The organism is Dyella sedimenti (assembly GCF_022760995.1).
GTDB classification, from domain to species: domain Bacteria; phylum Pseudomonadota; class Gammaproteobacteria; order Xanthomonadales; family Rhodanobacteraceae; genus Dyella; species Dyella sedimenti.
This window is the reverse complement of sequence record NZ_JAKWJO010000002.1, coordinates 494974-516632: the sequence shown is the minus strand read 5'-3', so window position 1 is coordinate 516632 and position 21659 is coordinate 494974. Positions and strand designations below refer to the sequence as shown.

The 21659-nt window shown below is 67.3% G+C and carries 15 protein-coding genes and 1 pseudogene; 8 read left to right on the top strand and 8 right to left on the bottom strand.

The annotated features are described in order from the left end of the window. The first annotated feature begins 38 nt into the window (after positions 1-38). From MJ605_RS07525 to MJ605_RS07515, 3 genes are read left to right on the top strand one after another with little or no spacing between them, the layout of a single operon-like run. Positions 39-512, top strand: coding sequence for a SixA phosphatase family protein (locus MJ605_RS07525; RefSeq protein ID WP_243040684.1), 474 nt, complete (start codon positions 39-41; stop codon positions 510-512). Then, positions 509-1075, top strand: a complete 567-nt coding sequence (locus MJ605_RS07520; RefSeq protein WP_243040683.1) for a YceI family protein — start codon at positions 509-511, stop codon at positions 1073-1075. The genes MJ605_RS07525 and MJ605_RS07520 overlap by 4 nt, the downstream gene beginning before the upstream one ends. Before the next feature lie 22 nt (positions 1076-1097). Then, a complete protein-coding gene (locus tag MJ605_RS07515; RefSeq protein ID WP_243040682.1) occupies positions 1098-2963 on the top strand; it encodes a phospholipase D-like domain-containing protein in 1866 nt (621 codons plus the stop codon). A gap of 200 nt (positions 2964-3163) precedes the next feature. Here MJ605_RS07515 and MJ605_RS19350 read toward each other — a convergent pair whose 3' ends face one another. Together MJ605_RS19350 and MJ605_RS07505 are read right to left on the bottom strand one after the other, a co-directional pair. Next, on the bottom strand, positions 3164-3316 hold the full coding sequence (locus MJ605_RS19350) for an energy transducer TonB (protein WP_243040763.1): 153 nt from the start codon (positions 3314-3316) through the stop codon (positions 3164-3166). Positions 3317-3691: 375 nt separating this feature from the next. Continuing rightward, positions 3692-4975, bottom strand: a complete 1284-nt coding sequence (locus MJ605_RS07505; protein ID WP_243040681.1) for an acetyl-CoA C-acetyltransferase — start codon at positions 4973-4975, stop codon at positions 3692-3694. Between the two features lie 118 nt (positions 4976-5093). Here MJ605_RS07505 and MJ605_RS07500 point away from each other — a divergent pair, with 118 nt between their 5' ends. Together MJ605_RS07500 and MJ605_RS07495 are read left to right on the top strand one after the other, a co-directional pair. Then, complete coding sequence (locus tag MJ605_RS07500; RefSeq protein WP_243040680.1) at positions 5094-6227, top strand: hypothetical protein; 1134 nt, start codon at positions 5094-5096, stop codon at positions 6225-6227. 147 nt (positions 6228-6374) lie between these two features. Beyond that, on the top strand, positions 6375-8840 hold the full coding sequence (locus MJ605_RS07495) for a sensor domain-containing protein (RefSeq protein WP_243040679.1): 2466 nt from the start codon (positions 6375-6377) through the stop codon (positions 8838-8840). A gap of 187 nt (positions 8841-9027) precedes the next feature. On the opposite strand, the gene MJ605_RS07490 is transcribed toward MJ605_RS07495, so the two are convergent. Genes MJ605_RS07490 through MJ605_RS07480 form a run of 3 tightly spaced genes read right to left on the bottom strand, consistent with a single transcriptional unit; the run spans position 9028 to position 11906 of the window. Continuing rightward, complete coding sequence (locus tag MJ605_RS07490) at positions 9028-9492, bottom strand: GNAT family N-acetyltransferase (RefSeq protein ID WP_243040678.1); 465 nt, start codon at positions 9490-9492, stop codon at positions 9028-9030. A 10-nt stretch (positions 9493-9502) separates the two neighbouring features. Beyond that, positions 9503-10900, bottom strand: a complete 1398-nt coding sequence (gene ntrC, locus MJ605_RS07485; RefSeq protein WP_243040677.1) for a nitrogen regulation protein NR(I) — start codon at positions 10898-10900, stop codon at positions 9503-9505. Further along, positions 10893-11906: a two-component system sensor histidine kinase NtrB gene (locus MJ605_RS07480; RefSeq protein WP_243040676.1), complete on the bottom strand. Its 1014-nt coding sequence runs from the start codon at positions 11904-11906 to the stop codon at positions 10893-10895. The genes ntrC and MJ605_RS07480 overlap by 8 nt, the downstream gene beginning before the upstream one ends. 375 nt (positions 11907-12281) lie before the next feature. Here MJ605_RS07480 and MJ605_RS07475 point away from each other — a divergent pair. Beyond that, positions 12282-12458, top strand: a pseudogene (locus MJ605_RS07475) (transposase); the annotation flags it as partial. Positions 12459-12529: 71 nt separating this feature from the next. On the opposite strand, the gene MJ605_RS07470 reads toward MJ605_RS07475, so the two are convergent. The 3 genes from MJ605_RS07470 to MJ605_RS07460 all read right to left on the bottom strand — a co-directional run bounded on the left by MJ605_RS07470 (position 12530) and on the right by MJ605_RS07460 (position 17946). Next, positions 12530-15727 (bottom strand): autotransporter family protein, encoded by a 3198-nt coding sequence (locus tag MJ605_RS07470; protein WP_243040675.1) that lies wholly within the window; start codon positions 15725-15727, stop codon positions 12530-12532. A 797-nt stretch (positions 15728-16524) separates the two neighbouring features. Continuing rightward, positions 16525-16905 carry a VOC family protein gene (locus MJ605_RS07465; RefSeq protein ID WP_243040674.1) on the bottom strand — a complete coding sequence of 127 codons (381 nt, stop codon included), beginning with the start codon at positions 16903-16905 and terminating at the stop codon, positions 16525-16527. A gap of 102 nt (positions 16906-17007) precedes the next feature. Continuing rightward, entirely contained in the window at positions 17008-17946 is a 939-nt protein-coding gene (locus MJ605_RS07460) for a hypothetical protein (protein ID WP_243040673.1), read from the bottom strand. Between the two features lie 436 nt (positions 17947-18382). On the opposite strand from MJ605_RS07460, the gene MJ605_RS07455 reads away from it, so the two are divergent. Together MJ605_RS07455 and MJ605_RS07450 are read left to right on the top strand one after the other, a co-directional pair. Then, positions 18383-19177, top strand: coding sequence for a dihydrofolate reductase family protein (locus MJ605_RS07455; protein WP_243040672.1), 795 nt, complete (start codon positions 18383-18385; stop codon positions 19175-19177). A 197-nt stretch (positions 19178-19374) separates the two neighbouring features. Then, positions 19375-21546 carry an alpha-N-acetylglucosaminidase gene (locus MJ605_RS07450; protein WP_243040671.1) on the top strand — a complete coding sequence of 724 codons (2172 nt, stop codon included), beginning with the start codon at positions 19375-19377 and terminating at the stop codon, positions 21544-21546. Positions 21547-21659: the final 113 nt, after the last annotated feature.

Genomic DNA, 21659 nt, shown 5'->3' with positions numbered 1-21659 from the left:
GGCATCGCCCCCGGCGCGGCACGACCTTGGAGCCCACCATGCACGAACTCATCCTGTTGCGTCACGCCGAAGCCCAGCCCGCTCCCGCCGGAGGCAACGACCACAACCGGCGCCTGAGCGGGCGCGGCGAGCAGGAGGCGCGGGCCGCCGGCCAATGGCTGGCCTCGCACGGGGTGATGCCGGACCGCGTGCTGTGCTCGCCTTCCGAGCGCACCCGCAGCACCGCGTCCCTGGCCCTGGCGGCGCTGCCGCAGGCGCCGGCCCCGCAGTACGCGGAGGACATCTACGAGGCGACCCCGGGCGAGCTGCTGGCCCTGCTCGACCAGCATGGCGACGTCGGCACGGTGCTGCTGGTGGGCCACAACCCGGGCATCGAGCGGCTGGTGGCCCTGCTGGTGGAGGGCCGCTCGGACGAATTCCGCGGCATGCCGCCGGCCGGCCTGGCCGTGCTGCACCTGGATGGGGCGCTGGAGCCGGGCAACGCGCGACTGGATGCCTTCTGGTCGCCATGAGCTGCTGGCTGCCCGGCTGCCTGGCCTTGCTGCTGCTGGCCATGCCGCTGGCCCACGCCAGCGATTACCGCATCGACCCCATCCATTCCCACGCCGACTTCGGCGTACGCCTGTTCTGGCTCAGCCAGATCAGCGGCCGCTTCGAGGAAATCGACGGCGACGTCACCCTGAGCGCGCTGCGCGATACCGCGGTGGTCGACGCGCACATCACCGTGGACAGCATCCATATGGCCTCCGACCGCATCCGCCGCTGGGTGCTGGCCCCCGAGTTCTTCGATGCCTCGCATTATCCTTCGATCCATTTCGTCTCGCAGCCGATCTCGCTGGGCATGCTGGAGCGCGGCGGCGCGCTGGATGGCACGCTGACCCTGCGCGGCATCACCCGCCCCGCCCATTTCGAGCTGATGCCCTCGCATTGCCCGCTCAGCGCGCCGCAGCAATGCGTGATCGCCGTGCGCGGCACCATCCAGCGCAGCGACTTCGGGATGAGCGCACACCGCGCCGCGGTGGCGGACAAGGTCGAATTGGGCATGTCGATCAGCCTCGATTACGCCAGGCGCTGAAACCACCCCGTATCATCGGGCGATGCGCCAACGCGGGGTCGCCCTCTTCCTTCTGCTCGCTGCGATCCTGGTTACCTCGGGATGCAGCGTGTCGCCCACGCGCATCCGCCGTGCGGACGCCGTGGTCGCCGAGCGGGTGCAGCGCACGCTCGACTGCGACCGCCCGGACCATTGCGCGATCGACTCCCCGCTGCTGGACGCCGCGCGCCAGGCCCTGGCCGACTCCACCGAGGCCGAGCCGGTGCACGTCGTCACCCTGCTCAACGACAGCGAGGCGGCGCTGGTGGCGCGGCTCAACCTGATCCGCGCCGCGCAGCGGTCGGTCGACATCCAGACCTATATCTGGGACCAGGACGACGCCGGCCAGCTGGTGCTCGACGAACTGCTGAAGGCGGCGCGGCGCGGCGTGAAGGTGCGCATCCTGGCCGACCAGCTGTTCTCCTTCGGCGACCAGGCGCTGCTCGAACGCCTGGCCGGCGCGCACGAGAACCTGCAGGTGCGCCTGTACAACCCGACCTTCCACGAGGCGCAGACCTCAGTGGCGGAATTCACCGCCGGCATCGTGTGCTGCTTCCTGACGTTCAACCAGCGCATGCACAACAAGCTGCTGCTGGTGGACGACGCCATCGGCATCACCGGCGGCCGCAACTACCAGGACCGCTATTTCGACTGGGACGACGAGTTCGACTACGTGGACCGCGACGTGATGGTGGGCGGCCCGGCGGCGCGCGCCATGGCGGCCAGCTTCGAGACGTTCTGGCACCACCGGCGCTCGGTGCCGCTGACCCACCTGCGCGACGTCAACCGGCACATCCTCGACAACGAGGCGCCCACGCCCTGGCCCGCGCCCCGCTATGCCCACCCGCAACGCGTGGCGCGCGTGCAGGAGGAGGCCGAGGACCCCGACTGGCTGGACGACGCCCTGGTCTCGCAGACCCTGCGCACGGGGCGCGTGGACTACTTCAGCGACCTGCCGGCCAAGACCGAGCAGCCGCAGCAGCGCAGCGCGCGCGAATTCACCGCCCACGTGATGCGCATGGTCGGCGCGGCCCAGCACGAGGTAGTGCTGCAGACGCCCTACCTGGTGCTGAGCCAGCGCGCGGAGCGCCTGTTCGCGCGGCTGCGCCAGGGCGAGTCGCCGCCGCGCATCATCGTGTCGACCAATTCGCTGGCCTCCACCGACGCGTTCGCGGTCTATGCCCTCTCCTACAAGCATCGCAAGCGCTACCTGAAGGACGACGGCTTCGAGATCTACGAGATGAAGCCGCACGCGACCGGGCCGGCGCAGGACAACGCCGACGCCTCCGCCGACGAAGGGCCGGCGCCGACGCCGGCCGGCCATGCGCCGGGCCGGCACCGCGTGGGCACCGAGCGCGGCCTGCTGGGCAGCCGCGGCAACGCCCGGCGCAACCGGCCCGCGCCGCTGACCACGCCCGGGCGGCGCTTCGGCCTGCACGCCAAGTCCATCGTGGTGGACGACGACTTCGCCATGGTGGGCTCGCACAACTTCGACCCGCGCTCGGACCACTACAACACCGAGGCCGGCGTGATCGTCTACGACGCCCGCTTCGCCAGCGAGCTGCGCGACAGCATCCTGCGCGACACCCAGCCGGAGAACGCCTGGGTGATCGCGCCACGCCAGCAGGGCAGCCTGAGCATGGCCATCGGCGACTTCTCCGCCAGCCTGCCGGTGTTCGACCTGTGGCCGTACCGCTACGCCACCAGCTACGACCTCAAGGCCGGCTGCACGCCGATGCGCCCGAGCGACCCGGCCTTCCTGAGCTGCTACACGCCGGTGGGCGACTTCCCCGACGTGGCGGTCTCGCCCAAGCTGATCTACACGCGGCTGATCACCGCCTTCGGGGCGGGCGTGAAGGGCGTGCTGTAGCGCCACCGCCGCCTATCTACTTTTGTGGGAGCGCACCCTGTGCGCGACGGGAATGTGGAGCAGGGACGAGGGGTGAGTAGCGAGGGCGCAAGCCCGCGAATCTGTCGCGCGACTAGGGGGTGCCTCTGGTGGTCGGACTTGGCGCCCTCGCCACTCGTCGCTAACCCCTTGGCCGGACCCGTCGCGCACAGGGTGCGCTCCTACAACAAAGGGGCGGCGGGGGTGTCGTCGAAGCGCATCACCAACTCGCCTGCCAGCCCTTGCGGCCGGTCCGCCGGCACGGCGAAGCGCCAGCGCAGCGCGGTGCGCACGGCGCGATCGTCCAGCGCAGCGTCGCCGCTGGAACGGGCCACCGCGGCGCTTTGCACGCGGCCACCCCATCGACCACCAGGCGCAGCACGACCTTGCCATTGCCCAGGGGCTGGCGTTCCAGCAGTGAAGCGGGCAGCGCCGGCATGTCGATCGGCGTGAGGGCCGGCTCGTTCCCGGCGGGCGGCGCCATCGTCGTCGCGGCGGACTGGCGGACCGGCGCGGCATGCCGGTGGACCGCCCGCCCGGCCTGCCGCAGCGCCGCATGAACCCTGGCCAGCGGCACGGCGACGCGCGCCGGTCCCTTCCAATCACCGGTCAGGGCGCTGAGCCAGGCCGTGCCGGCGACACCCACCGCCAGGGCGAGCACGCTCAGGCCGACGGTGGTGCGCAGCCGCCACATCGGCGTGGCGCGGCGCTCAGCGTTCGAGGATGGCGGTAACGCCCATGCCGCCGGCGGTGCAGATGGAGATCAGGCCGCGGCCGGAACCCTTCTGTTCCAGCAGCTTGGCCAGCGTGGCGACGATGCGCGCGCCGGTGGCGGCGAAGGGATGGCCCACCGCCAGGCTGGAACCGTGCACGTTGAGCCGGGCCGGGTCGATGGTGCCCAGCGGCCGGTCCAGGCCCAGGCGCTGCCTGCAGTAGTCGGCGCTCTCCCACGCGCGCAGCGTACACAGCACCTGCGCGGCGAAGGCCTCGTGGATCTCGTAGAAATCGAAGTCCTGCAGGGTCAGCCCATGGCGTGCCAGCATGCGCGGCACCGCCACGGTGGGGGCCATCAGCAGGCCTTCGCCGTGGACGAAATCCACCGCGGCCACCTCGGCGTCGCGGAACCAGGCCTGCACCCTGAGGCCGCGCTTGGCCGCCCAGGCCTCGGTGCCCAGCAGCACGGCGGCGGCGCCGTCGGACAGGCCGGTGGAGTTGCCCGCGGTGAGCGTGCCGTGGCCGGAGCTCCTGTCGAACGCCGGCTTGAGCGCGCCGAGTTTCTCCAGCGTACTGTCCGGGCGCAGGAATCCGTCGCGCTTGAGGCCACGGAACGGCACCACCAGGTCCTCGAAGAAGCCGGCCTCGTAGGCCGCGGCCAGCTTGTGGTGGCTGGCCAGCGCCAACTGGTCCTGCTCCTGGCGGCCGATGTGCCATTCCTTGGCCATCTTCTCGCAGTGCTCGCCCATCGACAGGCCGGTACGCGGCTCGGCCACGCCCGGGAAAGCGGGCTTCAATTCCTTGAACGAAAAGTCCTGGGTGGCGGCGCGCAGCTTGTCCTGCCAGGTCTTGCCGCGGTTGACCGCCAGCAGCCGCTTGCGCAGGCGCTCGCCGAGCACGATCGGCACGTCGCTGGTGGTGTCCGAGCCGCCGGCGATGCCCGCCTCGATCTGCCCGGTGGCGATCTTGCCGGCGATGACGATGGCGTTGTCCAGCGAGGTGCCACAGGCCCGCGCGGTGGTGATCGCCGGGGTGGTCGGCGCCAGCCCGGAGGACAGCACCGCCTCGCGGGCCAGGTTCCATTCGGACGAATGCCGGATGACCGCGCCCATGGCCACCTCGCCCAGTTCCACCCCATGCAGGCCATAGCGTTCGACCAGCGACCCCAGCACCTTCACCGACATGCCGAAGTTGCCGACGTCGGCGTAGGCGGTGTTGTTGCGGCAGAACGGGATGCGGACGCCGCCGATCACACCGACGCGCTGGAGCGTGTTTTCCATGGTGGGAACAAGTCCGAAAAAGCCGAGTCGACAAGGCTAACCCGCGCCGCCACGCCACGGAAGCCCAAAACGTCGTGAATGCTAGAATTTGGTTCTTTGCCGTTCGGGTTCGTCCTCCGTGGAAGCACAAGCACTCGTCGCCCTGCCCGTGGTCCTGGCCCTGGAACTGCCCGCCGGCACGGCCCCCTCTCGCCGCACGCTGAGCCGCGACGAGGCCGCCGAGCTGTCGGCGCTGGTGGCCGACGACCTTCACGCGCTGGTGCCGGAGGTGGCGCAGGCACGGCTGGCGCTGGCCGGCGCGCTGTTCGACGCGGTGGAGCTGCTGCGCCCCGGCTTCCCGGCATGGGGCACGCTGGACGAGCTGGCCCGCCGGGTCCCGCGCGGCCACCTGGAGAACGTGGTGGCCTTCGGCACCCACGAGGGCCACATGCCGGCCCAGCCACTGGAACCGGAGGCGGCCTACGCCGACGGCCCGATGCGCCTGCTGCCGATCTCCCTGCTGGCACCCGAGGACCTGGCGCCGGACCTGTCCGAACGGCTGGAAGTGGAACTGGTGGGTCGCGGCGAAGCCGGCCAGCGCACCGCCGACTGGCTGATGCGCACGCTGGGGGTGCAGCTGGAGCACGCGCGCTACCTGAGCCGCAACGACCTGCTCGCGCTGACCTGCGTGCAGTACGAACACGTCAACCTGGCGCCGCTGTGGACCCTGCTGGAAGCCGCCCTGCTCACGCCCTACCGTGACGAGACTACCCTGAGCGCCCGCGGGCTGGCCCTGCGCTACCACGACGGCAAGGTCCAGGCGCAATCCCCGGCCGCGTGGCTGGGCCAGCAGGCGGGCGAGCCGGCGCAGCGCGCGCACGACTTCGCCGGCGTGGTGTTCGAGCTGCGCCAGTACGCGGCCCTGCTCGGCGCCCATCACGTGCCCCTGGTGCTGGCGAACGACCCGTCCGCCGCCGACCCCGGCTATCTGCTGGAAGCCCTGGGCGAGCCCATCGCCAGCCAGGAGGCCCCCCGGCTGTATGCGCACGAGGCTCCCGGGCTGGGCGTGGTGGCGGTGACCGTGGCCCAGGGCGGCGCCAGCGCCCAGGCCCGCACGCTGGCGCATGCCTACCCCCTGCACCCACGGGCGCTGGGTCCGCTGGCGGCGGCGCTGGCCGACCGCTACGGCATCGACGCCGAGCTGCATGCGCTGGGACGCATCGTGCTCGATGCCGAGGGGCGCCTCGGCGCACCGGCCGAATCGCTGCACTGAGGCCCGTCGCTCCCCGGCGGCCCCGCCCGGGAGCGCGACCTGTAGGGGAATATCGACACCTTTCGTCAGCCACCTGCACAGCTGCCCGCGCTTGGCGCATCATGCGGGGATGGGCGCAAGGGGTGCGCCAAGGGGCGATATCCCAAGATGCGGCAAACCGATCGCGAGTTCGTCCCTGCAGGAAGCGAGGACCAGTGGCCCGTCCACGTGCTCGATGGCGCACCCGCGCTGATTACCTATATCGACCGCCAGCGCCGCTTCCGCTTCGCCAACGGCACCCACCAGGCATGGATGGGCGTCGATCCCAGGCAGATGGTGGGCCGCCTCGTCGACGAAGTGGTCGACCACCGCAGCCTCGCGCGCGCCGGCGCCTGCCTGGACCAGGCCCTGGCCGGCGAGCCGGCGGTCTACGAGGGCGAGCTGTTCAGCGGCGCCACCCGCACCTACATGCACGGCAACTTCCAGCCGGACTTCGACGAGAACGGCCACGTGCGCGGCGTGTTCACCGTGTTCATCGACCTCACCGAGCGGCACGCGCTGGAGACCCAGCTGCGCGAAAGCGAGCAGCGCTTCTACGGCGCCTTCCAGCACGCCCCTATCGGCATGGCGATGGTGACCACCGACGGCCACATGCTGCGCGTCAACGACGCGCTGTGCCAGATGCTCGGCTACGGCGAGCAGGAACTGCTGTCGCTGACCCTGCCCGACCTGACCCACACCGACGACCTGCCCGCCTCGCACGAGCTGACCGAGGCGCTCAAGCGGGGCCAGCAGGAGACCTACCAGCTCGAGAAGCGCTACATCCACCGCGACGGCCATGCCGTGCACGTGCTGCTGAGCGTGTCGCTGGTGCGCGGCACCGGCGGCGAGCCCTACCACGCGGTCGCGCAGATCCTGGACATCAGCCAGCGCAAGGCCTACGAGGAAGCGCTGTTCCGCGAGCGCGAGCTGGCCGAGGTGACCCTGCGCTCGATCGGCGACGCGGTAATCACCACCGACCTGCAGCACCGCGTGACTTCGCTGAACCCGATCGCCGAGGCGATGACCGGCTGGACCCACGCCGAGGCCGTGGGCAAGCCGATGAGCGAGGTGTTCCAGCTGATCGACAGCCACACCCGCAAACCCCTGCACAGCCCCCTGATGGACGCCATCCGCCGCGACGCCATCGTGGAATTGAAGGGCGACGCCGTGCTGCTGCACCGCAACGGCTTCGAGACGCCGATCGAGGATTCGGCCGCCTCCATCCACGACCACGCCGGCAGCGTGATCGGCGGCGTGCTGGTGTTCCACGACGTCAGCGAGACCCGCGCGCTGGCATTGAAGATGGCGCACCTGGCCCAGCACGATACGCTCACCGGCCTCCCCAACCGCAGCCTGCTGCAATCGCGCCTGGAACAGGTACTGGCGGCGGCCCTGCGCCGGCACGACCAGGCCGCGCTGCTGCACATCGACATCGACCACTTCAAGCAGGTCAACGACGCGCTGGGCCATGCCGCCGGCGACGCGCTGCTGCGCAGCTTCGCCAACTGCCTGCGCGACGCGCTGCGCAACGAGGACACGGTGAGCCGGGTGGGCGGCGACGAGTTCGTGGTGCTGCTCTCGCGCATCGACGGCCGCATCAGCGCCAGCCAGCTCAGCGAGAAGCTGATGTGCCTGTGGCAGGCCTCGGACGCCAGCCGCCTCGGCGACCTCACCATCACCTTCAGCGTGGGCATCAGCGTCTATCCGGACGACGCGCGCGACGCGGAAGCGATGCTGCGCAACGCCGACATCGCCATGTACGAGGTGAAGATGCAGGGCCGCAACGGCTACCGCTTCTACACGCCGTCGATGAGCGAGCGCCCCGCCGCGCGCCTACGCATCGAGCAGGACCTGCGCAAGGCGCTGCGCCAGGGCGACCTGCACCTGTACTACCAGCCCAAGGTGGACGCGCGGACCGGCGGCATCGTCGGCGTCGAGGCGCTGCTGCGCTGGCGGGTGGACGGGCGCGACGTGTACCTGCCCGACGAGTTCATCCCGGTGGCCGAGGAAACCGGGCTGATCGTGCCGCTCGGCGAATGGGTGCTGCGCGAGGCCTGCCGCCAGGCCGGCGCGTGGTATCGCGCGGGGCATCCGATCGTCGTCGCGGTAAACGTGGCCGCGCCCCAGTTCCAGCACCCGGGTTTCCATGATGCGCTGAAGGCCGCGCTGGACGATGCACAGCTGCCGCCCTCGCTGATCGAACTGGAACTGACCGAGCGCATGGTGATGTCCGCCGGCGACCAGAGCCGCGCGCTCATGCAGCGCATCAAGGCGCTGGGCGTCAGCCTGGCGCTGGACGACTTCGGTACTGGCTATTGCAGCCTGTCCTACCTGAAGTACTTCCCCATCGACGCGCTGAAGGTGGACCGCACCTTCGTGCGCGACATCGCCACCGACATCGACAACGCCGCCATCACCGATGCCATCATCGCCATGGCGCACAGCCTGGACATGAGCGTGGTGGCCGAGGGCGTGGAAACGCCCGCCCAGGCCGAGCACCTGCGCCGCGCCGGATGCTCGCTGCTGCAAGGTTTCCTGTTCGGCGTCGCGCTGCCGCCGGAGGAACTGGAGCAGCGCCTCTCCGCCGCCTGAACCCCGCGCTCCCCTCACTACTACTGTGGGAGCCCACCCTGTGCGCGGCTGGCACGGCCAAGGGGCGAGTAGTTAGGGCGCCAAATCCCACCACCAGAAGCGGCTTCGAGTGGTGCGACAGACCTGCGGGCTTGCGCCCTCGCTACTCGCCCCTAATCCCTGCGCCGGTCGCGCACAGGGTGGGCTCCTACAGGGATGGCGGGGCGAATTCCGCCTCGTACATGTAGTAGTGGCAGCGCGCCATGCCCAGCCCGGCATAGGTGCGTTGCGCGCGCTCGTTCCCGGTTTCCACGTACAGCCGCAGGCCCACCGCGCCCGCCTCGGCCGCGTGGCGGCGCACCTCCTCATAGAGCCGGCGGAACACGCCACCGCGCCGCGCCGCTTCCACCACGTACACGCTCTGGATCCACCAGAAATCGCCGGCGCGCCAGTCGCTCCACTCGTAGGTGACCAACAGGCAGCCCACCGGCGCGCCATCGCGCTCGGCCACCAGGTAGAAACCCCGGCGGGGTTCGTCGAACACGGCGGTGACGCCACGCGCCAGCACCGCCGGATCGAGCGCCTTGTGCTCGGTTTCCCAGGCCATCGCCTGGTTCCATGCGGCGATGTCGGCGATGTCGGCGTGTGAGGCGTGGCGGACGATGATGGTCATGCGGATCGGCTCATGGTTTGGAAGGGCGTCGCGGGCGTGAGGCGCCCAGCTTGCGGGTCAAGGTGTTGCGGCCCACGCCCAGGGCGGCGGCGGCATGCTGGCGATGGCCCTCGTGCGCTTCCAGCGCCACCTGCAGCAGGGTATGGTCCAGCGCATCGCGGGCGCGCGTATGGATGTCGCGCTCGCCATCGGCCAGGGCCTGCGTCGCCCACTCGCGCAGCGCCTCGGTCCAACCGCCACTACCGCCGCTGGAGGGCGAGGTGCCCAGGTCGGTCGGCAGGATCTCCACGCCTGGCGCGATCACCGCCAAGCGACGGCACAGGTTTTCCAGTTCGCGCACGTTGCCGGGAAAATCGCGCTGGGCGATGGCCTTCAGCGCGGCCTTGGAGAAGCGCTTGGGCGGCAACTTCAGCTCCTGCGCCGCGATGGCCAGGAAATGCTGGGCCAGCAGCGGAATGTCGCTGCGGCGCTGGCGCAAGGGCGGCATCTCGATGCGCACCACATCGAGCCGGTGCTTGAGATCGGCGCGGAACTGGCCGGCCGCCACCCGCGCGTCCAGGTCCTGGTGGGTGGCGGCGATGATGCGCACGTTGCCACGGATCAGCTCGCGCCCGCCCACGCGATAGAACTCGCCGCCGGCCAGCACGCGCAACAGCCGCGTCTGCAAGGCCAGCGGCATGTCGCCGATCTCGTCCAGGAACAGCGTGCCGCCCTCGGCCTGCTCGAAGCGGCCGGCATGCCGGCGCGTGGCCCCGGTGAAGGCGCCGGCCTCGTGGCCGAACAGCTCGCTTTCCAAGAGCTCGCTGGGAATGGCCGCGGTGTTGAGCGCCACGAACGGCTTGCCGCGCCGCGCGCTTTCCTCGTGCAGCGCGCGCGCCACCAATTCCTTGCCGGTGCCGGTCTCGCCGGTGACCAGCACGTTGAGGTCGCTGGCGGCCACACGGCCGATCAGGCGGAACACCTCGCGCATCGCCGGGCTTTCGCCCAGCAGCGCATGGGTGGGCGCGGCCGGCGGCGCGGACGCGGCGGCGGCCATCGGCGCATCGGCCAGCGCGCGCTGCACGGCAGCCACCGCCTGGTCCAGGTCGAACGGCTTGGCCAGGTAGTCCACCGCGCCCGCACGATACGCCGCGGCGGTGGTGGCAATGTCGGTGTAGGCACTCATCACGATCACCGGCCCCACGCCTTGCGCCTGCAAGGCCGAGATCAATGCGAGGCCGCCCTCGCCCGGCATGCGCACGTCGGTGAGCAGCAGCGCCGGGCGCGACTCGCGCAGCGCGGCGCGCACTTCCTCGCCATCGCCGAACTCGCGCACCGGCAGGCCCGCGTCGCGCAGGGCCTCGGCCAGCACGAAACGCACGCCGCGGTCGTCGTCGGCGATCCAGATTTCCGGACGCGGCTCAGTCATGGGCATGTCCCATCGGCAGGTAGAGGGAAAACACGGTGTCGCCCGGCCGGCTGGCGCAGCGCAGCTCGCCGCCGTGCTCGCGCGCGATCTCCCGCGCCAGCGCCAGGCCCAGGCCGCTGCCGTCGGCACGGCCGGACACCAGCGGTTCGAACAAGGTGTCGCGCAACGCCGCCGGCACGCCTGGGCCATCGTCGATCACGTCCACTCGCAGGGTCATGCGCGCCATGCGCTCGCCCAGCCGCACGGAGGGCTCGGCACGGGTGCGGAAGGTGATGGTGCGCGCGCCCGCTTCGACGGCGTTGCGCGCCAGGTTGAGCAGCAACTGCAACAGGCGGTCGGCATCGCCGTGGACGTCGGGAAGACTGGGGTCGTAGTCGTGGCGAATCGCTGGCGGCGCGGGCTCGGCCAGCAGCAGGTCGCCCAGGCGCTCCAACTGCTCGTGGATGTTCACCGGTCCCGGCCGGGCGGCGGCCCCATCGTGGCGCAGCAGGCGATTGGCCAGCGCCGCGAGCCGGTCCGCCTCGGCGATCACCAGGCCGGCGAGCGAACGCAGCTGCTCGTCCTCTACCCGCCGCTGCAGCAGTTGCGCGGCGCCGCGCAAGCCGGCCAGCGGGTTCTTCACCTCGTGCGCGAAACCGCGCAGGGTAGCCGACAGCGGCGTGCCGGAAGGCGCGGGCGGCGCCAGCGCATGCACCTCCAACAACAGCTCGCCGCCGGGCAGCGGCTGCATCGCCACGTCCATGCGCGCGCCATCGCCGCGCGTCCCCGGCACCTCGACGCCCCGCAGTTGCACGGGCGAAGGCTCCCCCAGGGCGCGTTGCGCGAGCGCCATCCATTCCGGCCGGTGCAGCAGGACCGCCAACGACTGCCCCACCGCACTGCGCGGTCCGATGGCCAGCAGTTCCGCCAGCGCCGGATTCACCCAGCGCAGGCGCAGTGCCCCGTCCGCCAGCGCCACCCCGGTCGCCAGCGGCTCGGCCCACCCACGGTTCGTCCATTCACTCATTGCACCATCATGGACAATGCTTCCAAACGGTGCAATGCCGATGCCGGCTGTCAGTGGCGCTCGTCATCCGTGTTGTTCACAGGCCCATAGTTTGTGCGGCTTGCACAAACTTTAGCGTTCGGACCTTGAACAAGCCATGCCTTGTGAATTCTTGCGTAAAAGATTTTAAATCAATGTGTTAGCAAGTACTTCCGGCATGCGTTTTGAGGCAAAATGCAGGCGCTGGTAATAGCTGAACAGCGCTCCGGCGCGGTCTGAACCACGCGCTGGTGTCGATCACCTTGCTGCTGTTGTGACATCGTCCCGGAATTTCGTAGTCATTTAAAAGTAGAGGTAAGGTCGCTTTGAGGCATTCCGGATGGGATGGGAGGAGCGATGAAGAAGTCGAGATTCACCGAGGAGCAGATCGCCTACGCGCTGCGGCTGGCGGAGTCCGGCATGGTCGTTGCTGACGTATGCCGGCAGATGGGCATCGCCGAGGCGACGTTCTACGTCTGGAAGAAGAAGTACGCGAGCCTCGGCGTGGCCGCTGTCGCTAGACGACGAACTCTACTAGCTGGATGAATTCCTGAAATTTGCCGCCGATTGATGTCGAAGGATAGAGCCGCCAGCTGCATGGGGCACTACCATCGCACCCGTATACCGATGGTTCCATCCACGCCGTGCTGTGTTTGACTGTCCAGCTTGGTCGTATAGCCTACTGTGATGTAAGTGGCGACATGGGCCGTCCATATCATCGTGACGCCACCACGCAATTCCAATGACGTGGCGCCGATACCCGTGCCGATATCCGTACTGTCGAATGTCACGTTCGAAGTCTTGGAGAAGTTGCGCCACACATCAGCACTGAGGAAGGGTTGCCACGGATAACCGTGCACAGTGGTGGTGTTCTCCAGCCTCAGGCCCAGCCGCCCGGTAAGCGTGTTGAAGTGATGATAGGCGATGGAGGAATAGGGGTCATTTTCGCCATCGAAGCCGACACGCTGCCAGATGAGCTGACCCTGCGGCTCCAGCGTCCAATCACTATTGAGGCGGAAAGGAATGCCGCTTTCGATCGATAGGGCTAGGTCATCGCCACTCGTGTCGACACCCACCCCCAGGCTCGACTCGGCATTGCCCCTGAGCCGCGTATACATCGCGACGGTATCCAGGTACCAGCGATTGGGGCCGATATACGTCCAATAGAGACCGAGGCTGTCCCCTCGGAGATTCAATCTGCCCGATCGCTCGCCGGCGATGGCGAGCGTATTGCCATAGACGGTTCCATGCGTCTCGGCATGGGCATAGAACACGCCGGCACGATTCCGGCGCCCATCATCGTCATCGCTGGCGAACAGATCGGAACCCACCTGGACGCCCCACAGGTTGCTATCGATCCTCGGCCCAAGCTGATAGTCGACACCAGAGATCTTCGAACTCCATTGCTGGTCGCGGTCGTCACCCAACACACGCATCCACGCGTTGCTGGCAATGCCTTGGCTATCCAGGATCGACTGGTCGCCGCGGCGTTGATGGAACGTGCCAATGGTGACGGTCCCCATCTGCTGCGCTATCGCAGGCATAAGGATATAGCCCGGAATCTCAGGCCGGACCAGCGGTATATCGGATGACGGAGGCTGTACCTCGCTCGGTGGGGGTGCAGGTGCCGGTGCCGGTGCAGGTGCAGGTGCAGGTGCAGGTGCGGGTGCGGGTGCAGGTGCAGGTGCGGGTGCGGGTGCGGGTGCGGGTGCGGGTGCGGGTGCAGGTGCAGGTGCAGGTGCAGGTGCGGGCGCAGGTGCCGGTGGCGGCGGATCAATCGGCGGGGGTGGCGATGGCGGCGAAATGGGTAATGGCGGCGTCGGCACGGCCGGCGCGGGTGGCAGGGGCGGTGCCGGTGGCGATGGTGGCGACGGCGGTGCTGGTGCCGGCGGAAGAGGTACCGCTGGGATAAGTGGCACAGGTGCCGGCAACGTCGTCGGTGGAACAGGTGGTGGCGGTGGTGCTGGCAGCGGCGGCAGCGGGGCTACCGGAACAGTTGGGTTGACGATGCTCGATCGAAGGAACCAATCACTATCGTTGGCAGCGCTGGCGGTTACCCCGCCGCGAAACAGTGCGTATTCGTACGCACCAGCGGCAACTCGGCCACCAAGGACAAAGGCGCCCGTTGTCGTGGCGGCGCCGTCGACAGCATCCACCACCCGAATACCATTGCCGGTAGTCATGGCCCCCAGGCCATTGAGGTTGAACACATTGAGCGTCGTCAGGCCGGACGCCGTCGGTGTGGCCGTCGCTGTCGAATTCTTCTGGATGACCAACTGATCGGATGGCGAATCGTCGCTACCCAATACGGTCTGAAGGTTGAGGCGACCGTTCTGGCCCGTGTAGTTGCCGTACACCACAAAACGGTCGGTGGCCGTGGCCGGACCATTGGTCAGGTCGATGAGTCCGGCATTGTTGACGGCGACAAGCGCACTCGGGTCCCATGGCCTGACGGCATGCGTGCCATTGCCTGCCAGGGCGGTACTGGAACTGTCGATGGAAAGCGTGCCTGTCCCCGTTCCAGGGTCGCCCAGGGTGAGGGTGCTGTAATTCTTGAACGTGAGTACCGAACCGCCATTGATCGCGATGCTTTCCCAGTACGTAAGCTGGGCTACATCAAGGCCGGTGCCGTTCTGCGTGTTGCTCCAAACCAAGCGGTCGTTGCCCAGGCCGCCATCGATGGGGAGTCCCGGAACCAGGTTCGCGGCGGTAAGGTTAAAGAAATAAGCGCTGTCGTCGCCGTCGCCCATCCGGATGCCGGCGACGATCTGCCCACCCTGCCAGGCGAGCGTGTCGTTCCCTGCTCCCGCTTGCACGTCCGAACTGATCGTGCCGCTGACGATGAAGGCCAGGTCGTTGCCATTGCCGAGATCGACCGTGCAGCACATCGCGCCGCTCAGCAGGGCAAACAGATCATTGCCGTCGCCCAGGCTGACACCGCCGTTGATTTGTGCGCGGTTGACGAGGAAGTCGTTGCCGGCCCCGAAATTCGTGGGGCCATTGACCGTGCCGCTGTTGTCCATGCTATCGAACGAACCACCGGTGCTGTTGATGCCATTGATGACGCCATTGGCCCGGTTGGTAATGGTGTTGTCGTACTGGTTGGACGCCGTGTGCCCATTGGCGAAAGCCAGGCCCTGATTGAAGAGGCCGTCGTTGTCGATGGTATTGGTCGGCCCCGAGAGCGTGAGCAGGTTGATCGCCGCACCGGTCCGGTTGATGACCGTGTTCGAGGACGTGGCGTTCAAGGTGACGGCATTATTCAGGACACCAAAATTGTCGACCTGGTTCTGCGCCCCCGACATGATCACGGTATTGACCGAACGAGCCGCCCGGACAATCAACTGATTCGACCCGCTTCCTGTGACCGAGAGCGTCGTGCCGCCAAACGTGCCATTTTGATCGAACGCGAAATCGCCGTTGTCGGTAACCGTAATGTTGCCGTTGATTTGGCCATTGTTATTGAAGGTAAGCGTCGAAAGACCATCGATCGACACAGGCCCATTGACCGTCGCGCCGGCCCCTACGGTAAGCAGGACGTTCGGGCCGGGCGGCGGTGGCGGGACGATGGTCAGTCCGGACGGGGCGTTGCCTGTGCAAGTCACCGTGCTGGCATCGCTTGCCGTGCATTGCGCGAACGCCCGTTCGCTGGGCAGGATGAAATACAACACAGGGGACGCGAGCAGTGCCCGCCACAAGCACCGTGACAGTGTGCTTTGCCTGCCCCGCACCGGACTCTGGCATGGATGCAGCGAATCCGCAGCGCTGCCCAGAGGATCATTGCCACCAATAAAGCGTCGCATGAGCAGCCCCCTCCTTGTTCTACCCTCCCTGGATGAGACCTAACATGCCCCCTGTGAAATAGATGTCCTTTTGTCCGATGGTGTTGGAGCCGATCTATGCATCCACGCCAATCAGCTATACCGCTAGCGCGGTTCGGTGGAGCGCTTTGGTGGCATGAGGGGTCTTCTGCCGACTTGAGGCACTGGCATCAGGGAACACTAAGCATCAGGAAGATGCTGGCCTAGGCGGTGCTGGATGCGAGGCATTGAAGGTCATCGCGGCTCTTACCGGATCTGATAAGGCCTTCAAATGTGAACCGCCCCGCGTTCATAACGGCCTCGGGGACGCATTTGCTGTCAGTCACTTCGCGCCAACCGCTATTTACTGTCATGCGCAAAAGACAGCAACACCGAGCACATAAAGTGACACCAACTGGGCCACCGACACATGCGTCGCACGCGCACCGTGCTTCCGCCCTCGTAGGTCACCACATAGGTGGAACCGACAAGCGTCTGCCGCGCTACTTGCACAGGGTCCGACTGGATGGCTATGCTGCCAATTCGCCCGTAGGAATCGGCATCAACGGCGGGCTGATCTTCTCGAAGCTGGTGAAGTGCCTGCCGCATCTCGTCGTGGTGGATTCGAACTTGAACCAGCCCTGGCCACAGTTCTGTCCCGATACGTCGGGCAGTCACTTCAGCCAGATGAAGCACTTGTTCTCATGGGTGATCCATACATCGCCGCTTGGCTTCCCCAGCCACAATGGCTGCCGACACCCCTATCCGAAAACCCGGCGTAACACCCGTTGAACAGGCTTCTAGTCCCAACGGTTGGCGTTCTTGGGAAAGCCCGGCCGCTGCACGCGCACGACGCAGAATCGTTGCCCTGTAGGAGCCTGCATTACCACCCATCGCTCCAAGCGACTGACGACGACGGCACCCAGCCCTTCCAGGCGAAGTACTTCAGCAGGGATGTCGTCGGTCTCGATATCGATATGAACCCTGCTCTCGTGCGTGACCCGCTGGATCTGCACGATGGGTTCGTCCGGCGGCGTCTCCAGCATGCGGTAGTTGCCGCGCGTGCCCGGGTGACCAGGATCCACCGCGCGACCCAAGGCCCCGGCCCAAAACCCGGCGGCCTTATCGACGTCGGAGACATTGCAGTCAATCAGCACAGCGCACAATCTCGAGTGATGCATATCCCGGCGCCTCTTGTTGGGACCCTCTATGCCAGGACCACCTTGTCCGCCATGGGCCGGAAGCGGACGCTACAGGACCATGCCATGTGTGGTGGACAGTGATCAATGCGCCCCAGCACTCGTGGAACCCGCCGGCAGCGACTCTGCCGCCGCGCGCTTGGGCGTATCGAGAGGGCACCACGTCTTGAGGCGTTTGCCCGCCCGGAACAGATCGATGCATTCGCGCATCTCGGCCCTGAACGCCTGATCGGGCGTGTCCACCGGGCAACCGTACGGCAGCGGTTTGCCCTCCCTGTAAACGTCGATGCAGCTTGAAAGTGGCGGTACCTTGGGCGGATTCGGATTGTCGGCCAGGGGCGGCGGCGGCAGGTTGAGACGCTCGTCCTTGTCCATGGGCGACGCGGGTGGGGGAGGTGTGCCGCACAGCAGGTCTGAAGCCACGCTGCTCTTGGTGGGATCGCACACGCTTTTGGTGATCTTCTTGATCGCATCGCCTATATGGCGCCCCACGGCACCGCCAGCTGTCTCGTTCGGCGGCGGGAAATATTTTTCGAAACGGGTGGCCTTGTAGTGCATCTGGTTGCTGTCGTGCTGCATGATCTGGCGGTCGTCCACAGCCTTGGCCCGTCCGGCGCCGGTGCTGGCTGGTGCCGGCACGGCCTCCGTCGCCGATGGCAGCCGGATCGAACCATCCTTCGCGAACAAGCTTGTGGTGGACGGCATCGTCACGGAAGCCGCCGGCGCAGGCGTCGCCGTGTGATCCTGCACGACCATGGCGTCACGGCGGGATTTCTCTTGCATCATTGGGCTAACGCGGGCGACCACCGCCGGCCGCGCTGGCACCAGCTGATTGGGCGGCGCGGGTGGCTCAGCTGGTGGCGTGGCGCGCGGCTTGCTGGAACGATCGATCAGACGCACGATCAGCGCCTGACCGATATCGACATCCACCACCTCCGGACGTCGCGGCTTGGGTTGCATCTCGTACCACAGCGCCAGCGCGAACAGTCCATGCAGTACCCATACGAAAATCAACGTCAGCACCAACGCCCGCCGCGTCAGCGGCGGCTGTCGCCAGCGCCCGCGCCCCAAAGCCGCGCGCGTTTCGCTGTCGAGTAATGCAAGGCCGCGCGCACTATCCCCCTCCTTTCGATGTCGGACCTGCCCGGAACGCTCCATCACACCCCTAATCCAAGCCAAGGACCTACACGAAACATACGCATGCCATCAGCGTGCGTTGCGACCAACCTGAGTAGACAGGTTCTGTCATTCAGGGTTCCCCCGATGCGAAGGCGCCGGAAAAGCAAATTAAACGAGAAACGGCTTCATGTGATGGAAAATCTCATGGCGCGCGGCAGGAACGGGGGCTGGCCGTAACCTGCCGGTTCGAACCGGGCGCAAAAACTTTCTCGAATCGGCTCCTGATCCGCAAAGCGCAAGTCCACTCTGGGTCGAAACGGCTATGGCGAACGGGCCGGCCATGGCCCCCTTCCTGGACGCTTCCCAGGAATGGCTTGGTGCTTGCCAATGCGAAAATTTTCGGACGATGTCGAATTCCGTTCCGCCCATTCGACCGGATAGTGAAAGCCGGCAAAGCGAATTGCCGGAACCGTTGGATCTGGCCCCCAACTGGCGCAAGGAGAATCCGATGAGAAAGTTGGTTCTTACGATGTCCATGTCGCTCGACGGCTTTGTCAGCGGCCCTGGGAACGACATCCAATGGGTATTCAGCGGTGACCAGGAGGCCATAGCCTGGAAAGTGGAGAACCTATGGAACGCCAGCCTGATCATCATGGGCAGCCGCTCCTTCCGGGACATGGCCCCCTTCTGGCCAACTTCCACCCTGGTGTTTGCGCCACCGATGAACCAGCTTCCCAAAGCGGTCTTTTCAAGACAGGGACCGGCGGTTCTGGAGACGGCCGCCAAAGGACTCCGCGACGCCCGGTCCCAGGCCGGCGACACCCAGGCCGGACAGCTGCAACCCGGCGCGGAAAGCTGGGCGGAGGCCTATGTGGCCAATGGCGACCTGGCCGACGAAATCACCCGGCTGAAGGCCAAGGACGGCAAGCCAATCCTCGCCCTTGGAGGCGCCACCTTTGCGCGCAGCCTCATCGCCCATGACCTGGTCGATGAGTACATGTTGATGGTCTATCCGATCGTGTTGGGCAAAGGCCTGCCGATCTTCTCCGACCTGCCCGCGCCGAGGCCACTGAAGCTGGTCGGCTCGAAGGCCTTCCCGCTTGGATCGATGGCGCAGATTTATCGACCGGCCTGACCACGCCTGTCCCGCTGCGAGCGAACAAAGAGCTGACGACGAAAGCGGGCAGATGCCTCTCCGCCCGCCAACCGTTTGCCCCGGTCGCCAGCATCGTTGACATTAGTGGCGTGGCGTCCGGCGTTGCCGGGCGGTATACGATGCCGGGATCGATAGGCCCGGTACTCGTCATGCGCGCATCTGCTTTACGGATCTGGATGGCAAGCCTGCCATGGCTCTGGTGGGGCTGGACCGCCTGTGCGGCAGAGGCGCCGGGTTTCGATACCGCGCCGGAGCAAGCCGTCATCGCGCGCCTGCTGCCCCGGCAGGCCGCGCAGTTCGAGCTGGGTACGCTGGCGCCGCAGCCAGGCCGCGAGCGTTTCCGCATCGGCAGCTCGAACGGCCATATCCGGGTCGAGGGCAGCACGCCCAGCGCCTTGCTGTTCGGCGTGAACTGGTACCTGAAATACGTGGCGCAGGTGCAGATCTCGCCCAACGGCGACCGGGTCGGCACCCAGCCGTTTCCCCTGCCGGCCCAGGCCATCGAGGGAGATACGAGGTATGCGTACCGCTACGCGCTGAACGAGAACGTCGACGGCTATACCTCGCCCTATTGGGACTGGCCGCGCTGGCAGCGGGAAATCGACGTGCTCGCGCTCTCCGGCATCAACGCCATGGTGGTCGAGCGCGGCATGGACAGCGTGCTCTACCAGACCTTCCGCGAGATCGGTTATGCCGACGAGGACATCCGCCGCTGGATCACCCAGCCGGCCCACCAGAACTGGCAGTTGATGGGCAACCTGTGCTGCTTCAATGGCCCCATCAGCACGGCCCTGATGCAGCAGCGCGCGGCGTCGGCGCGCAGGATCGTGGCACGCCTGCGCGAGCTTGGCATCACGCCGGTGCTGCCGGGCTTCTACGGCATCGTGCCCGCCGATTTCCAGAAGAAATTCCCGAAGGCGCACGTGGTGCCACAAGGCGAATGGGCCGGCTTCACCCGCCCGGGCTGGCTCGATCCGCGCGATCCGATGTTCGCCCGGCTGGCCGCCGCGTTCTACCGGCACCAGCGCGAGCTGTTCGGCGACAGCGGCATCTACGACATGGAAGTGTTCCAGGAAGGCGGCGATTCGGGCGACGTGCCCGTGCCGGAGGCGGCGCGCGACGTGCAGGATGCGCTGCTCGCCGCGCATCCCGACGCGCGCTGGATGATGCTGGCCTGGCAGGGCAACCCGCGCCAGGACCTGCTCGCCGGGGTCGACCGTCGGCATCTGCTGGTGGTCGACATCGACCACGACCGCGTGCCGCGCGACGACCGCCAGAAGGATTTCCAGGGCGCCCCGTTCCTGTTCGGCGGCATCTGGGAATTCGGTGGCCGCACCACGCTCGGCGCCAATGTCCGCAACATCACCGAACGGCTGCAGCGGCTGGGCCGCACGAATGCCAACATGACGGGTACCGCGCTCTTTACCGAGGGCATGGATACCAACCCCTACGCCTTCGACCTGTTCACGGAGATGGCCTGGCGCAACGAGCCGGTGGACGTCGCGCAGTGGACGGCCGGCTACGTGCAGCGCCGCTACGGCGCCGCCGATCCGCATGCATTGGCCGCCTGGAAGATCCTGGCCAGCACGGCCTACGACATCCGCATCGACGACGTAGTCTTCAACAGCGAGCGCGATGCGGCGCAGGAGTCTCTGTTCGACGCGCAGCCCAGCCTTGACGTGAACCGCGCATCCCACTGGTCGCCCGAGGCCATGCGATACAGCGCCGAGGCCTTCAGGCGGGCCTTGCCCGAGATGCTGCAGGTGGCCCCGTCACTGCGCGGCAGCGAAACCTACCAATACGACCTGGTGGATATCGCCCGCCAGACGCTCGCCAACGAAAGCCGCCAGTTGCTGCCGCGGATCAAGGCCGCCTACGACGGCAGGGACCGCGCGCAGTTCGAGCGCCTTGCGCAGCGATGGCTGGCGCTGATGGACCTGCAGGACCAATTGCTTTCGAGCAACCGTTTCTTCCTGGTGGGCGGCTGGCTGGCGCAAACCGGACCTTGGGCGTCCACGCCACAGGAACGTGCCCGGCTCGACTACGACGCCCGCTCCATCCTCACCACCTGGGGCGACCGCAAGGCCAGCGAAGGCGCCGACCTGCACGACTACGGCAACAAGGATTGGGCGGGCTTGACGCGTGACTACTACCGCCCGCGCTGGGCGACCTATTTCAACGCACTGGACCAGGCACTGCGCACCGGCTCACCAGCCAAGCCCATCGACTGGTTCGCCATGGGCGATGCCTGGAACCACGGCACGCAACGTTATCCGGACCAGCCGAGCGGCGATGCGTACGCGGCGGCGACGCTGATCGCGGAAGCGCTGAAGTCGGCCGAACACTGACGACCACGGCGAGCGGCATCCGCCAGCGCAAGCCCCGCCATGCGTCCCATGGCGGAGCGTCCGGCTTTACGCCGGCACGAGACTTGATGGTAATCATTCGCAAGGCCTCCGGC